The organism is Citrobacter sp. Cpo069, assembly GCF_030332785.1.
Classification (GTDB): domain Bacteria; phylum Pseudomonadota; class Gammaproteobacteria; order Enterobacterales; family Enterobacteriaceae; genus Citrobacter; species Citrobacter portucalensis.
The window spans coordinates 129,401-143,637 of record NZ_JAOWHD010000063.1 but is presented as its reverse complement, the minus strand read 5'-3'; the positions used below and the strand labels follow the sequence as shown (position 1 = coordinate 143,637).

15 protein-coding genes are annotated in these 14,237 nt (G+C 50.6%); 12 read left to right on the top strand and 3 right to left on the bottom strand.

From position 1 onward, the window contains the following. The first annotated feature begins 326 nt into the window (after positions 1-326). The 8 genes from OGY08_RS23315 (at position 327) to OGY08_RS23280 (ending at position 9,164) form a co-directional block, all read left to right on the top strand. The gene (locus tag OGY08_RS23315; protein ID WP_003831176.1) at positions 327-1,277 is read left to right on the top strand and encodes a sugar-binding transcriptional regulator; all 951 of its coding nucleotides are present in this window, start codon (positions 327-329) and stop codon (positions 1,275-1,277) included. A 338-nt stretch (positions 1,278-1,615) separates the two neighbouring features. After that, a complete protein-coding gene (locus OGY08_RS23310) occupies positions 1,616-3,136 on the top strand; it encodes an FGGY family carbohydrate kinase (protein WP_003831175.1) in 1,521 nt (506 codons plus the stop codon). A 125-nt stretch (positions 3,137-3,261) separates the two neighbouring features. Then, the gene (locus OGY08_RS23305) at positions 3,262-4,197 is read left to right on the top strand and encodes a D-ribose ABC transporter substrate-binding protein (RefSeq protein WP_003831174.1); all 936 of its coding nucleotides are present in this window, start codon (positions 3,262-3,264) and stop codon (positions 4,195-4,197) included. A gap of 43 nt (positions 4,198-4,240) precedes the next feature. Continuing rightward, a complete protein-coding gene (locus OGY08_RS23300) occupies positions 4,241-4,861 on the top strand; it encodes a DUF2291 family protein (RefSeq protein WP_100272793.1) in 621 nt (206 codons plus the stop codon). Position 4,862: 1 nt separating this feature from the next. Next, positions 4,863-6,407, top strand: a complete 1,545-nt coding sequence (locus tag OGY08_RS23295) for a sugar ABC transporter ATP-binding protein (protein WP_057066476.1) — start codon at positions 4,863-4,865, stop codon at positions 6,405-6,407. A gap of 17 nt (positions 6,408-6,424) precedes the next feature. Further along, the gene (locus tag OGY08_RS23290; RefSeq protein WP_003831171.1) at positions 6,425-7,492 is read left to right on the top strand and encodes an ABC transporter permease; all 1,068 of its coding nucleotides are present in this window, start codon (positions 6,425-6,427) and stop codon (positions 7,490-7,492) included. A gap of 53 nt (positions 7,493-7,545) precedes the next feature. Continuing rightward, a complete protein-coding gene (locus OGY08_RS23285; RefSeq protein WP_003831170.1) occupies positions 7,546-8,343 on the top strand; it encodes an SDR family oxidoreductase in 798 nt (265 codons plus the stop codon). Between the two features lie 35 nt (positions 8,344-8,378). Then, positions 8,379-9,164, top strand: a complete 786-nt coding sequence (locus OGY08_RS23280; RefSeq protein ID WP_060682608.1) for an SDR family oxidoreductase — start codon at positions 8,379-8,381, stop codon at positions 9,162-9,164. A 42-nt stretch (positions 9,165-9,206) separates the two neighbouring features. Here the strand turns inward: OGY08_RS23280 and OGY08_RS23275 are convergent, their stop codons facing one another. Beyond that, positions 9,207-9,911: a GNAT family N-acetyltransferase gene (locus tag OGY08_RS23275; RefSeq protein WP_125362482.1), complete on the bottom strand. Its 705-nt coding sequence runs from the start codon at positions 9,909-9,911 to the stop codon at positions 9,207-9,209. 142 nt (positions 9,912-10,053) lie between these two features. Between OGY08_RS23275 and OGY08_RS23270 the strand changes: the two genes are divergently transcribed. Both OGY08_RS23270 and OGY08_RS23265 read left to right on the top strand, forming a co-directional pair. Further along, positions 10,054-11,172, top strand: coding sequence for a YbdK family carboxylate-amine ligase (locus OGY08_RS23270; RefSeq protein ID WP_125362481.1), 1,119 nt, complete (start codon positions 10,054-10,056; stop codon positions 11,170-11,172). A 66-nt stretch (positions 11,173-11,238) separates the two neighbouring features. After that, positions 11,239-11,487, top strand: a complete 249-nt coding sequence (locus tag OGY08_RS23265) for a DUF1158 domain-containing protein (protein WP_008784044.1) — start codon at positions 11,239-11,241, stop codon at positions 11,485-11,487. A 21-nt stretch (positions 11,488-11,508) separates the two neighbouring features. On the opposite strand, the gene OGY08_RS23260 is transcribed toward OGY08_RS23265, so the two are convergent. Together OGY08_RS23260 and OGY08_RS23255 are read right to left on the bottom strand one after the other, a co-directional pair. After that, a complete protein-coding gene (locus tag OGY08_RS23260; protein WP_003021996.1) occupies positions 11,509-11,850 on the bottom strand; it encodes a RamA family antibiotic efflux transcriptional regulator in 342 nt (113 codons plus the stop codon). 17 nt (positions 11,851-11,867) lie between these two features. After that, positions 11,868-12,980 (bottom strand): MBL fold metallo-hydrolase, encoded by a 1,113-nt coding sequence (locus tag OGY08_RS23255; protein ID WP_125362479.1) that lies wholly within the window; start codon positions 12,978-12,980, stop codon positions 11,868-11,870. Between the two features lie 190 nt (positions 12,981-13,170). On the opposite strand from OGY08_RS23255, the gene OGY08_RS23250 reads away from it, so the two are divergent. Together OGY08_RS23250 and OGY08_RS23245 are read left to right on the top strand one after the other, a co-directional pair. After that, the gene (locus OGY08_RS23250) at positions 13,171-13,752 is read left to right on the top strand and encodes a TetR/AcrR family transcriptional regulator (RefSeq protein ID WP_071445801.1); all 582 of its coding nucleotides are present in this window, start codon (positions 13,171-13,173) and stop codon (positions 13,750-13,752) included. Further along, entirely contained in the window at positions 13,752-14,120 is a 369-nt protein-coding gene (locus OGY08_RS23245) for an MmcQ/YjbR family DNA-binding protein (protein WP_008784040.1), read from the top strand. Before OGY08_RS23250 ends, OGY08_RS23245 begins: the two co-directional genes overlap by 1 nt. Positions 14,121-14,237: the final 117 nt, after the last annotated feature.

Genomic DNA, 14,237 nt, shown 5'->3' with positions numbered 1-14,237 from the left:
TTATTCCGCATGGGACTAAAAAAACCAGAATTTCCCATACGTCACATCTTCAGGCTTACGCCGTTGTATCATACTCAGGAACATTCTGCCTCCTTACCGCGACCACACTGACGCTGGTAATAATAAGTTGACCTGTAACCACCATGAATATATATTCACAAATGATTCTTTATTCAATTATGCAACCTAATTTTCGTATTTGTCCATAGCTGTTTTGGAGGATTGGTTAAAGTTAGAGCTTTATCACACTTACCTGTCTTCAATTTTCGCGTATGATAAAACGCATTAAGATAATAGCGGTACGTAAATGATTTTCGAGGAAATATATGGCTAAGCAGGACGAACAACGGCTATTGGTTAAAATCGCTACCCTTTACTATCTTGAAGGACGCAAACAGTCCGATATTGCTCAACTTCTCTCGCTTTCTCAGTCGTTTATCTCCCGCGCCATCACCCGCTGTCAGAAAGAAGGGGTGGTGAAAATCAGCGTTGTCCAGCCCTCAAATATCTTCCTGAATCTTGAAAAAGGGATCGAGGAACGTTACGGCATTAAGCAGGCCATTGTGGTTGATACCGAAGAGGATGCCAGCGACCACACCATCAAACGCGCCATTGGTTCTGCCGCAGCCCACTATCTGGAAACCCGGCTGCGCCCCAAAGATCTGGTGGGCGTTTCCTCATGGAGTTCGACTATCCGAGCGATGGTGGATGAAGTCCATACGCAGAACCTGAAGGCCGGCGGCGTAATTCAATTGTTGGGCGGCGTGGGTCCCAACGGCAACGTACAGGCCACAATTCTGACGCAGACGCTGGCACAACATCTGAATTGTGAAGCCTGGCTGCTTCCTTCGCAGAGTATCGAAGGCTCGGTTGAAGAGAAAAACCGTCTCGTTGCCAGCAAAGATGTCGCCGATGTGATTTCACGCTTTGATAATGTAGACATCGCCATTGTTGGCGTCGGGATCCTCGAACCGTCCCAATTGCTGAAAACATCAGGCAACTACTACCACGAAGATATGTTGCAGGTACTGGCAGATCGCGGCGCGGTCGGAGACATTTGCCTGCATTACTACGACAACAAGGGCCAGCCGGTATTGCAAGATGACGAAGATCCAGTGATTGGCATGGCCCTGGACAAGGTAAAAAAATGCCCGAATGTCGTGGCGCTTGCTGGCGGTACAGACAAAGTCGCGGCAATTAAAGGGGCGTTGAACGGAGGTTATATCGACGTGCTCATTACCGACTATCCTACGGCCCGCATGCTGGTCACCTCCTGATCCTCAATTCGCTGATAGCCTTTGCACGAAAGATAAAAAGCAAAGGCTGTGACTAAAATCCATATATTTCAATAGACTGAAAGGTTTCACCTCGCCTTAATTTACTCTTCTTTCTGTTATTGTCCCGTCTGTGTAAGTGTGATTCTCAGCACAATTGATGATTTTTTCTGTAGCCCAACGGAAAGATTGTGGCTAAGGTATAAAATAAATAATCACTACCGAATATATATTCAATAATTGAAAAACGATGTCACAGCCAGGCCTGATGTAGTAATGACGCGACAATGAGGGGGCTTTATCCTCCAAACCGGGACGCAATGTGACTCAGGAGATAATCTATGTGTGCAGCGAAGAAAGAGTTCATCATTGCGCTGGATGAAGGCACAACTAACGCCAAAGCGGTTGCGCTTGATGCACAGGGCAATGTGGTGGCAAAGTTTTCTCAGCCACTGGCGATTCAGACCCCTCGGGATGGCTGGGTTGAACAATCTGGCGAGGTGTTGATTGATGCTTCTATTGGTGTCATTGCCAAAGCTGTGAATCATGTTGGTGCTGAAAACGTCGCAGCACTGGCTATCAGTAATCAGCGTGAAACCGCCATAGGCTGGTATCGCCAGACTGGCAGACCGCTAAATTCCGCAATCACCTGGCAATGTACGCGCAGTGCGGCTTACTGCGAGGAACTGCGGCATGAAAATAAAGAACAACTAATAAAATCAACCACTGGTCTGCCAATCGCACCACTTTTCTCCGCATCAAAAATGCGCTGGCTACTGGAATCCGTGACCGATGGCCCACAGCTGGCTGCGCAGGGACAAATTTGCCTGGGAACGATCGACAGTTGGTTGCTATGGAATTTAACCGCTGGTGAAGCCTTCTGCTGTGACTATTCCAATGCCGCCCGCACACAGTTGCTAAACCTGCACTCTGGAGAGTGGGATGAAGCCATGCTGGCACTCTTCCACATTCCGCGCGCCGCCTTACCGGAAATAAAACCCTCCAGTGGATTATTTGGTCATACTCGTGGACTCAATGGCATCCCAGACGGCATTCCTGTGATGTCGATGGTGGGTGACTCACATGCCGCTCTGTTTGGCCATGCTCTTGGCGAAATGGGATGCGTTAAAGCAACTTACGGTACCGGGTCATCGGTGATGGCGCCGGTCAAATCAGCCCAATGTGATATTGACGCACTGGCTACCACCATCGCCTGGCACGATGGAAACAGCATCATATACGGACTGGAAGGCAATATCCCGCACACGGGTGATGCGGTGGCATGGATGGCAGACAGTACGGGTCTGAGCGAACTTTCGGATGCCGAACTGACCTACGAACTCAACACCCTTCCCGCCTCCGTTGATTCAACCCTCGGCGTTTATTTTGTGCCAGCACTGACCGGGCTTGGCGCACCGTGGTGGGATGATAGTGCCCGTGGAGTCATCTGCGGACTCAGTCGGGGAGTTAAACGAGCACATCTCATTCGTGCCGCACTTGAGTCGATTACCTATCAAATCGCCGATGTTGTAGTTGCCATGCAGCAGCACGATGATTTCAAGTTAACTGCATTAATGGTTGACGGTGGCCCCACCAAAAACGACTGGCTAATGCAATACCAGGCAGACTTGCTTGGTTATCCGGTTATGCGTAGCGATGTGCCAGAACTTTCCGCCATTGGCGCGGCATTACTGGCGCGTAAAGCGCTTTACCCTGGCTCACTGACTGATTTAAAAGCTTTTTTAACCGTACATAGCACATTTCAACCCGACATGGATCGCCATCATCGGTTGCAAAAAAGATGGCAGGAATGGCGCCATGCGGTAAACAGAACATTATGGAAACCGGCCCCGTCCGCCTGATGCCTCACCTGGGAAAACGCGCGACGTTATTTACCACACATACAGGAGGACACCGGACCATAAGAAATTCAAGCTTTACGTTGTTTCACCGTACCCGACAATAACAACACAGAGAGAACATTGTCATGAAATTACGTTTAACGCTGTTAACTGCTGCAACCCTGACTGCTTTGTCTTTTACTGCTCATGCAGCGGAAAAAGGGACAATCATGATTATGGTGAATTCACTGGATAACCCGTATTACGCCTCAGAAGCAAAAGGTGCCAGTGAAAAAGCCAAGGAACTGGGCTACAAAACCACAATTTTGTCGCACAGTGAAGATGTGAAAAAACAGAATGAATTGATTGATACGGCAATCGGCAAAAAAGTCCAGGGTATCGTTCTGGATAATGCAGATTCAACGGCCAGCGTCGCGGCAATTGAAAAAGCGAAAAAAGCTGGAATTCCCGTCATATTAATCAACCGTGAAATTCCCGTTGATGATGTTGCACTGGTGCAAATTACCCACAATAACTTCCAGGCGGGTTCCGAAGTTGCAAATATTTTCGTCGAGAAGATGGGCGAAAAAGGTAAATATGCTGAACTGACGTGTAACCTTGCGGATAATAATTGTGTTACGCGCTCCAAATCCTTCCACCAGGTTATTGATCAGTTCCCGGATATGGTTAGTGTCGCCAGACAGGATGCCAAAGGTACGCTTATCGACGGTAAACGTATTATGGACAGCATCCTACAGGCCCACCCGGACGTGAAAGGTATCATCTGCGGTAACGGTCCTGTTGCACTGGGCGCTATTGCTGCATTAAAAGCGGCGAACCGCAGCGACGTGGTAGTGGTCGGTATCGACGGCAGCAACGACGAACGTGATGCGGTGAAAGCAGGCACTCTACAGGCAACCGTCATGCTCCAGGCTCAGGCTATCGCAGCACAAGGGGTTACCGATCTGGATAACTACCTGCAAAAAGGCATAAAACCCGAAAAGCAACGCGTCATGTTCCGCGGAATTCTTATCACTAAAGAAAACGCAGATAAAGTGCAGGATTTCAATATCAAGTCCTGATCCCGGGTTGTTGCGCCTCTCAGGAGGCGCAGAGGAGAACATTATGTCTAAAAAAGCCTGGCTTGCGCTGGCCTTGTTGACCGTGGGCGGATGCCGCATCGTCTCGCAGCAGGAACTTGCGGACCTCAAGTCGCCACCGAATCCACACATGGCCAATATTGATCAAACGTGGCAAAACAAAATTGTTCCGCAAATTGTCGGGCAGGCTCGTCCGGTGGCCGATTTATTAATGGCCTTGCATGCTGAAAAAGATTTTGATAGCGCCTGTAAAAATCTCGGCTACCGTTCTCAGGAAGAGAATCCCTGCATCTTTTACGTACAAGTAGAAGGAAAAATTAGCAATCTTGATACCGCCTCTCGTAGTGGAAAAATGACTATCGCCGATAAAAGCGGCAACAGCATTATTGTGCAGATTGGTCCGACGCTGCGCGGTACGCAATTACGCGATGCCTTTAAAGGCACAAGTTATAGTGATTTCAATGACCAGGTATTATTTGGTGAATATGGTCGAGGAATTAACGAACAAGCAATAAAGATGATCCAATCTGCGCAGCTTAAAACCGGAGAATCAGTACACGTTTATGGTGTTTTTTCTGAGTGGGAGATACCAAAATCCATCCCGGTTATTACACCAGCGAAAATTGAATCTGTAGGAGGACAATAACATGCAGCAGCAAGATATCGTCACTCCTCATTCCGTCGAATCTGAAGTTATTATCGAAACACACGATTTATCGCGTGTTTACCCTGGGGTAGTGGCATTAGATAGCGTCAACTACCGGGTATATCGGAATAAAGTAAACGTGCTGATCGGAGAAAATGGTGCTGGTAAGTCCACCATGATGAAAATGCTTGCTGGTGTCGAAAGCCCCTCTTCCGGACAAATTATTATGGATGGCATACCCGTCACATTAAATTCGACCCATCAGGCCGAAAAACTGGGTATCAGCATTATTTTTCAGGAGTTGAATTTATTTCCAAACATGAATGTCATGGATAATATTTTCATGGCTAACGAGTTCTTTCAAAAAGGGAAAATCAACGAAAAATACCAGTACGCACTGGCAAAATCCTTACTGGAAAGACTCGAGCTGGATGTTGATCCATATACACCTCTGGAGGAACTAGGGATCGGTCATCAGCAACTGGTCGAAATTGCTCGTGCGCTCTCCAAAGATACCCGCGTTTTAATCATGGATGAACCAACCTCCGCACTCAGCCAGTCTGAGGTGAAAGTGTTGTTTAACGTCATTGAGCAACTTAAACGGCGCGGTGTCACCATCATCTATATATCTCACCGTCTGGAAGAGTTGATGGAAATTGGTGATTACATCACGATTTTCCGCGACGGTCGTTTTATCAGCGAACGCCCAGTCAATGATGCCAGTATTCCGTGGATCATTGAACAAATGGTGGGTGACAAGAAAAAACATTTTGATTATCAACCCGCACCAAAAGGTGAAACGGTTCTATCCGTACAGGGTCTCACAGCCCTTCATCCGAGCGGCGGCTATAAGCTTAATGACGTGACGTTTAGCCTCAGTAAAGGCGAAGTCATCGGAATCTATGGTCTGCTGGGCGCTGGACGCACGGAACTGTTCAAAGGTCTGGTGGGACTTATGCCCTGCCAGAGTGGGAGCGTGCAGCTTAACGGCGAATGCATTGATAAAGCCCATTTTCAGTCACGTCTTAAAAAGGGGCTGGCGTTGGTGCCTGAAGACCGTCAGGGCGAAGGCGTTGTTCAGATGATGTCGATTCAGTCCAACATGACGCTGTCTGACTTCAGCCTGCAAGGCTTTCGCCGTGCCTGGAAATGGCTGAACCCGCACAAAGAGCAGTCCAGTGTGAAGGCAATGATCCAGCAACTGGCTATCAAAGTGAGCGATCCCGAACTGCCTATCACCTCATTAAGCGGTGGTAATCAGCAAAAAGTGGTGCTGGGTAAAGCATTAATGACGCAACCGCAGGTGGTCTTCCTTGATGAACCCACCCGAGGCATTGATGTGGGTGCGAAAACCGACGTGTATCACCTTATTGGTAAAATGGCGCAGCAAGGATTGGCTGTGATGTTCTCTTCATCAGAGCTGGACGAAGTGATGGCGCTGGCGGACCGTATTCTGGTGATGGCCGATGGCCGAATAACCGCTGATGTCCCCCGTCATGCGGTCACCCGCGAGACATTAATCGCGGCTTCTACACCTCAAGATTAATCAGGCTGGAATCCATCATGAACCAGAAATATATGATTTATATGTACCTCCTGAAGGCCAGAACGTTTATCGCACTGCTGCTGGTTATCGCATTCTTTAGCGTGATGGTACCTAATTTCCTGACCACCTCTAACCTGTTGATCATGACCCAGCACGTCGCCATCACGGGCTTACTGGCAATTGGTATGACGCTGGTGATACTCACTGGCGGTATCGATCTGTCCGTCGGGGCGGTAGCGGGTATTTGCGGCATGGTTGCAGGCGCCTTGCTTACCAACGGTCTGCCCATCTGGGGTGGCAACATCATCTTCTTCAACGTACCAGAGGTCATAATCTGTGTTGCCCTCTTCGGCGTTGTCGTTGGTTTTGTCAACGGTGCCGTCATCACGCGTTTCGGCGTTGCGCCGTTTATCTGTACGCTCGGCATGATGTACGTTGCCAGAGGATCTGCTCTTCTGTTTAACGACGGCAGCACTTACCCAAATCTTAACGGCATGGACGCGCTGGGCAATACCGGTTTTGCCACGCTGGGTTCAGGTACTTTGTTGGGGATTTATCTCCCTATCTGGCTGATGATTGCCTTCCTGCTGCTGGGCTACTGGGTAACCACCAAAACCCCACTTGGCCGCTATATCTACGCGATTGGAGGGAACGAGTCCGCCGCACGTCTGGCGGGTGTCCCTATCGTAAAAGCGAAGATCTTTGTGTACGCCTTTTCCGGCCTGTGTGCCGCTTTTGTTGGGCTGATTGTGGCTTCACAACTGCAAACCGCACATCCGATGACCGGCAATATGTTTGAGATGGATGCCATTGGCGCAACTGTGCTGGGCGGAACTGCGCTCGCGGGAGGACGCGGACGCGTCTCCGGCTCCATTATCGGTGCCTTCGTAATTGTCTTCCTCGCCGATGGCATGGTGATGATGGGCGTCAGCGACTTCTGGCAGATGGTTATCAAAGGTGTGGTTATCGTCACCGCCGTTGTTGTCGATCAGTTCCAGCAAAAGCTGCAGAACAAAGTCATTCTTATGCGTCGCCATGAAGAAAAGTTGGCGGCAGCACCTTCAGTAAATACCGTATCCAGTTAAGCAGCAACATTCCGCCGGGCATCTTTTGCCCGGCCTATACAGGGGATAAAAATATGCAACGTGATTTTCATGGTAAGACAATTGTCATCACTGGTGCTTGTCGAGGGATTGGCGCAGGTATCGCCGAACGTTTTGCCCGCGACGGTGCAAACCTGGTGATGGTATCTAATGCAGAGCGCGTCCACGAAACAGCGGAACAGCTTCGTCAGCGCTATCAGGCAGATATTTTATCTTTGCAGGTGGATGTCACCAATGAGGCGCAGGTGCAATCTCTGTACGAGCAGGCCGCAGCGCGCTTCGGCACCATTGATGTCTCGATTCAAAACGCGGGTGTTATCACCATCGACTATTTCGACCGCATGCCGAAAGCCGATTTCGAAAAAGTCCTCGCCGTAAATACCACTGGCGTATGGCTCTGCTGTCGGGAAGCAGCAAAATATATGGTTAAGCAAAACCAGGGCTGTCTGATTAATACCTCTTCCGGTCAGGGACGCCAGGGTTTCATCTATACCCCACACTACGCCGCCAGCAAGATGGGCGTAATTGGTATTACGCAAAGCCTGGCGCATGAGTTGGCACCGTGGAATATCACCGTCAACGCCTTTTGCCCAGGGATAATCGAAAGCGAAATGTGGGATTACAACGATCGTGTCTGGGGCGAAATTCTCAGCACAGATGAAAAACGCTATGGCAAAGGTGAACTGATGGCGGAATGGGTTAAAGGCATCCCCATGAAACGCGCGGGCAAACCTGAGGATGTCGCCGGACTGGTCGCTTTTCTCGCCTCTGACGATGCGCGTTATCTCACCGGACAAACCATCAACATCGATGGCGGCCTGATTATGTCTTAATGCCCACCAGGGTATCTGTTAAGAGAGTCATCACTATGATTACAAAAGATTTTGCTCAACAACTGTTTAATCTTGAGGGGCGCGTCGCTTTCGTTACTGGCGCAGGTAGCGGCATCGGTCAGACTATCGCCTGCGCACTTGCCAGCGCGGGCGCGCACGTGATCTGTTTTGATTTGCGCGAAGACGGCGGGCTGAACGCGACCGTTGATGCTATCACCGCTATTGGCGCCCAGGCTGCGCTCTATACGGGCGATGTCCGCCAGCTTAGCGACCTTCGCGCCGCGGTAGCCCTGGCGAAGGAACGCTTTGGTCGTCTGGATATTGCGGTCAATGCCGCAGGCATTGCCAACGCCAACCCTGCGCTGGAAATGGAAAGCGAGCAGTGGCAGCGCGTTATCGACATTAACCTCACTGGCGTGTGGAATTCCTGTAAAGCCGAAGCCGAGCTGATTCTGGAATCCGGTGGTGGCTCGATTATTAACATCGCATCCATGTCCGGGATTATTGTTAACCGAGGCCTTGAACAAGCCCATTACAATAGCGCTAAGGCGGGGGTGATTCATCTGTCGAAAAGCCTGGCGATGGAGTGGATTGGAAAAGGAATACGCGTGAACTCCATCAGCCCGGGATATACAGCCACGCCGATGAATACTCGACCGGAAATGGTTCATCAGACGCGGGAGTTTGAAAGCCAGACGCCAATTCAGCGCATGGCAAAAGTGGAAGAGATGGCGGGCCCGGCACTCTTTCTGGCCAGCGATGCCGCTTCATTTTGCACCGGTGTAGACCTGGTTGTAGATGGCGGATTTATCTGTTGGTAAACAGCAATACGCCCGCAGCCATTGTTAGCTGCGGGCGTTAATTTATTCGCGGCTACAGGCAGCCAGCGTTTTTCGTTGCCGCCCGTTTTCATCAAAGTTCTCTGCGGCCAACCAGCGCTGTAACACGGCGTCACACTGGGGCCATTCGCTATCAATCATTGATAACCAGTCGCTGTCGCGATTACGCCCCTTGCGCACAATCTTCTGGCGAAAGCGACCTTCGAAGATAAACCCAAGGCGTTCCGCTGCCCGTCGAGAAGCGGTGTTCAGAGAATCGCATTTCCACTCCACGCGACGATAGCCCAACGCAAATGCCTGGCGTAACAGCAGCCAGATGCTTTCGGTGCCGAGAACCGTATTTTTCATACGCGGTGACCAGGTCACATGACCAATTTCGACCGAACCGTGCTCTCGTTCAATCGCCATAAAGCACACCAGTCCGACAGCTCGTCCTGAACGCTGTTCAATGACGGCATAGGGAACGAGAGATGCATCCGAGGATTTACCCTGCACCCAGCAAACTGCGGCCTCAACGCTTGTGGGGCGAGAGCTTGCAAGCCAGGTCCAGTCGCGATCGTCCGGCGCCTGCGCGTAGGCATCAAACAGATCGGCGGCATGGCTGTCGGCATCCATGGGAACCAGTCGACAATATTGCCCTATCAGCGTTTCCCGTGGCAGTACGGCAGCGCCATTCCAGTCCGGCACGACATCGCCGACGGTCTGCCCATAAAGATTTATTTCCGGCACGATTCAACCCCAGTAGCGAAGTAAAAAATAGTTATAACACCGGCCATTACACCTTCAAAGCGTCACAAGGGTGATTTTGACGACGAACAGAAAATCAGCAGTCCTTCTATACTGATTAAAAATCAACGCGGAAGAGAGCCTTATGCCACTACCCGATTTTCATGTTTCCGACCCTTTTACGTTAGGCATTGAACTGGAAATGCAGGTGGTCAATCCGCCAGGTTACGACCTGAGTCAGGACTCCTCCCGGCTGATTGATGCCGTAAAACCGCAGCTCACCGCCGGAGAAGTGAAGCACGATATCACCGAAAGTATGCTGGAGATGGCGACCGGAGTTTGCCGCAATATCGACCAGGCTGATGCTGAATTGTCCGCTATGCAGCAGATAATTATGCGAGTTGCTGCAGAGCATCACCTCGCCATTTGTGGCGGTGGCACACATCCATTTCAAAAATGGCAACGTCAGGAAGTCTGCGATGACGAACGCTATCGGCGCAACCTGGAAAATTTTGGCTATCTTATCCAGCAGGCGACGGTGTTTGGCCAGCATGTGCATATCGGCTGCGCAAACGGCGATGATGCCATTTACCTGCTACACGGCCTGTCGCGATTTGTTCCCCATTTTATTGCGCTCTCGGCCGCCTCACCTTATATGCAGACCTCCGACACGCGGTTTGCCTGCGCGCGACTGAATATATTCTCCGGATTTCCCGATAATGGCCCGATGCCATGGGTGAATCACTGGCAGGAATTTGAGGGGTTATTCCGTCGACTGGCTTACACCAGCATGATTGATAGCATTAAAGATTTACACTGGGATATCCGCCCCAGCCCGCACTTTGGCACGGTAGAGGTTCGGGTAATGGATACACCGCTGACCCTTGATCATGCGGTCAATATGGCAGGACTTATTCAGGCTACCGCCCACTGGTTACTCACCAAACGCCCGTTCAAGCACCAGGAGCGTGATTACCTGTTGTATAAATTCAATCGTTTTCAGGCCTGTCGCTTTGGTATGGCGGGAATCGTCACCGACGTCAATACCGGCGACGGTTGCCGCCTGTCAGAAGACACATTGCGACTACTGGAGAATATCGCTACCTCTGCAGATAAAGTAGGCGCAACCAGCGCGATTGAAGCTATACATCTGCAGGTTAAAAATGGTCATGATGAAGCACAAAACATGCGTGACTTTGTCGCCGAAGGCGGGTCACTAAGTGGCCTGGTGAAAAAACATTGTGAGATTTGGGCGGGGTTGTAAGCGTGGGATTTGCGTTGTCCGCAGAGATCCCGGACAATAGCTTTTTAACTCAAGTTTAACAATGTCATGAAACACCCGCTTGAATCACTGATGACTGTCGCAGGGATCCTGCTACTGGCTTTTTTGTCTTGCCTGCTGCTACCCGCCCCCTCACTTGGCCTGGTGCTGGCACAAAAACTCGTCGCCATTTTTCATCTGATGGATCTCAATCAGTTTTATACTTTGCTGTTTTGCCTGTGGTTTTTACTGCTGGGCGTGATTGAATATTTGGTGCTGCGCTTCATCTGGCGGCGCTGGTTCTCGCTGGCGGATTAAGCCCGCGAGAACCCTCTGCTGTTAATGCGTTCGGCTATGATTTTCTTTGCGATAAGCTCCCGGCGGCTGGCTGAACGTACGGGTGAAAATACGCGTAAAGGTCTGCTGCGAATCGAATCCGTATTTCAAACAGATGTCGTACACTTTCTGGTCGGTATCGCGTAGATCGCGCGCCGCCAGCAGCAGCTTGCGCTCGCGGATGTAACGCCCAAGACTTTCCCCTTTGTACTGCATAAAAAGACGCTGCAGGTGCCATTTGGAATATCCCGCATGGCGTGCAATATCATCAATGCGCAATGGCTGATTCAAATTATCATCAATCCATTCAACAATCGTATCAATTACCTGAGCAGAAATCGTCATCATGCTCTCCCCTGTATTCATTGTGTCACCTGTTGCCACCAGGCCGTAAACGGTTGGTCCGGTTCGGACAGTATTACCGGTTCACCCAGCATTGGCGTCAGCAGTCGGTAATCCTGATGACGGCTGGCAAGCGCCAGTCGTTTGTAAGGATCATCCCAGGTATGTTTCGCCAGAACGAAACGGCCGGCATGCCCTGGCAACACGGCTTTCGCATGCAGATCTGCCGCGGCCTGAGCCGTCTCTTCCGGCATCATGTGAATAAACTTCCAGTCCTGGTCATACTGACCGTTCTCCATAATCGCCAAATCGACAGAGCCAAACTGCTCGCCGATGGCTTTAAAATGCGGTCCATAGCCGGAATCGCCGCTGTAATAAACGTTCTGCTCCGGCGTTTCGAACATGAAGCTCGCCCATAGCGTTTGGTTGCGTTTGATACCGCGTCCCGAGAAATGACGAGCAGGCAGCACATGAACGATCAGCGAATCCGTCACTCTGACGGACTGATTCCAGTCCCGTTCTTCGATTATCTCGCTGCGCATCCCCCAGTAACGCAGATGCGACCCGACGCCAAGCGGCGTAATCACCCGCTTAATTTTCGGCATTAGCGCCTTGATAGTGGCGAGATCCAGATGGTCATAGTGATCGTGCGAGATGATGAGCAGGTCTATCTCCGGCATCGTCTGTGCGGTCCACGGATAATCACCGGCAAAGGCCTTGTTCAGGAACGAGAACGGTGCGGCATAATTGCTGAAAACCGGATCAATCAGGATACGTTGACCCGCCAGCTGTAAATACCACGAAGAATGGCCCAGCCAGACCAGGGTATCCTGCTGCGGCGAAAGCCCGGCGAGATCGGTCGCGACCATAGGTAACGGTTGTGCTGGTCGTGCATTTTCACGCTTAGCGACCAGAAACTCCCACCAGGCCGCCAGCATGCCTTTGTTGCCGGTATAGCCCGGTGTCGGCACCTGGTTATGAAACTGTCCATCACGATAGTGCGGTGACTGTTCAACCTGACTCAGTTGTGCCCCTTGCGGCGCCTGACCAAACCCGGCATTGAGTACAAACGGTAAACTTGCAGCTGCAGCAATAAGCATAATAACAACCACATAAACTGTGAGACGCTTCATATCCTGACCTTAAACGCGCCCCCTTTCCGCTGGTTTGCGCGACTGACCCTTGATTATGAGTGAGTAAGCACTCATTATAGAAATCGAAAGTTCTCCGTCAAGATGATTTTCAATCTTTGACATTCGCCGTTGCGGCGCAGCAAACGCCGTGATTCAATCATGTTTTTTACAGACTTAAGGGTAAAGTGTAGTGGCTCGTCCGAAGAGTGAAGACAAAAAACTGGCATTACTGGAAGCTGCAACCACAGCATTTGCACAATCAGGTGTTGCGGCTTCGACCGCCGTGATAGCCCGTAATGCAGGGGTTGCGGAGGGAACGTTGTTTCGCTATTTCGCGACCAAAGATGATTTGATCAACGAGCTTTACCTCTTTTTGAAGCAAGACCTTTGTCAGTCGATGATGGCAAACCTGGATCGTTCAGTGACCGATGCCAAAACCATGACTCACTACATCTGGAACAGCTACATTAGCTGGGGCCTGAACCACACCTGCGGGCATCGCACGATTCGTCAGTTGGCCGTCAGCGAGAAAATAAGCAAGGAAACCGAACAACAGGCTGACGATATGTTCCCGGAACTGCGCGATCTTTGTCATCGTTCCGTACGACCCGAGTTTATGTCTGACGAATATCGCGCCTTTGGCGACGGGCTATTCCTTTCTCTGGCAGAAACCACCATGGAGTTCGCCGCCCGCGACGCTGCCCGCGCAAATGAATATATTTCGATGGGGTTTGAAGCCATGTGGCGCGCCCTGACCCGCGAGGAACAATAATGGACGGCCAGACCCTTCCTGCCTGTGCGAAACGCCTTGCGCTCGAACTACCTTTTACCGAACACTGCTGGCCTTTCGGCCCGGAATACGATGTCTTCAAGGTTGGCGGTAAAATTTTTATGCTGGTCACGGAGCTTCGCGGACGGCCACTTATTAACCTGAAATCCGATCCGCAAAAATCACTGTTAAACCAGCAGATCTACCCCAGCATTAAGCCCGGCTATCACATGAATAAAAAGCACTGGATCTCGGTCTATCCTGGTGACGATATTACCGAGTCATTACTGGCAGAGCTGGTGAATGATTCCTGGCACCGCGTCGTCGACGGCTTGCCGAAACGGGATCAAAAACGCCTGCGTCCAGGTTGATTTATCGCTAACCCCGATAAGTGTTTTTGCATTTTCCTGTCTTATCTTTTTCCTGCTAACCCTGTACCCTGCTGAAACAAAACGCACCCGCAGGGTATGGAAAATCACCAGGAGTAG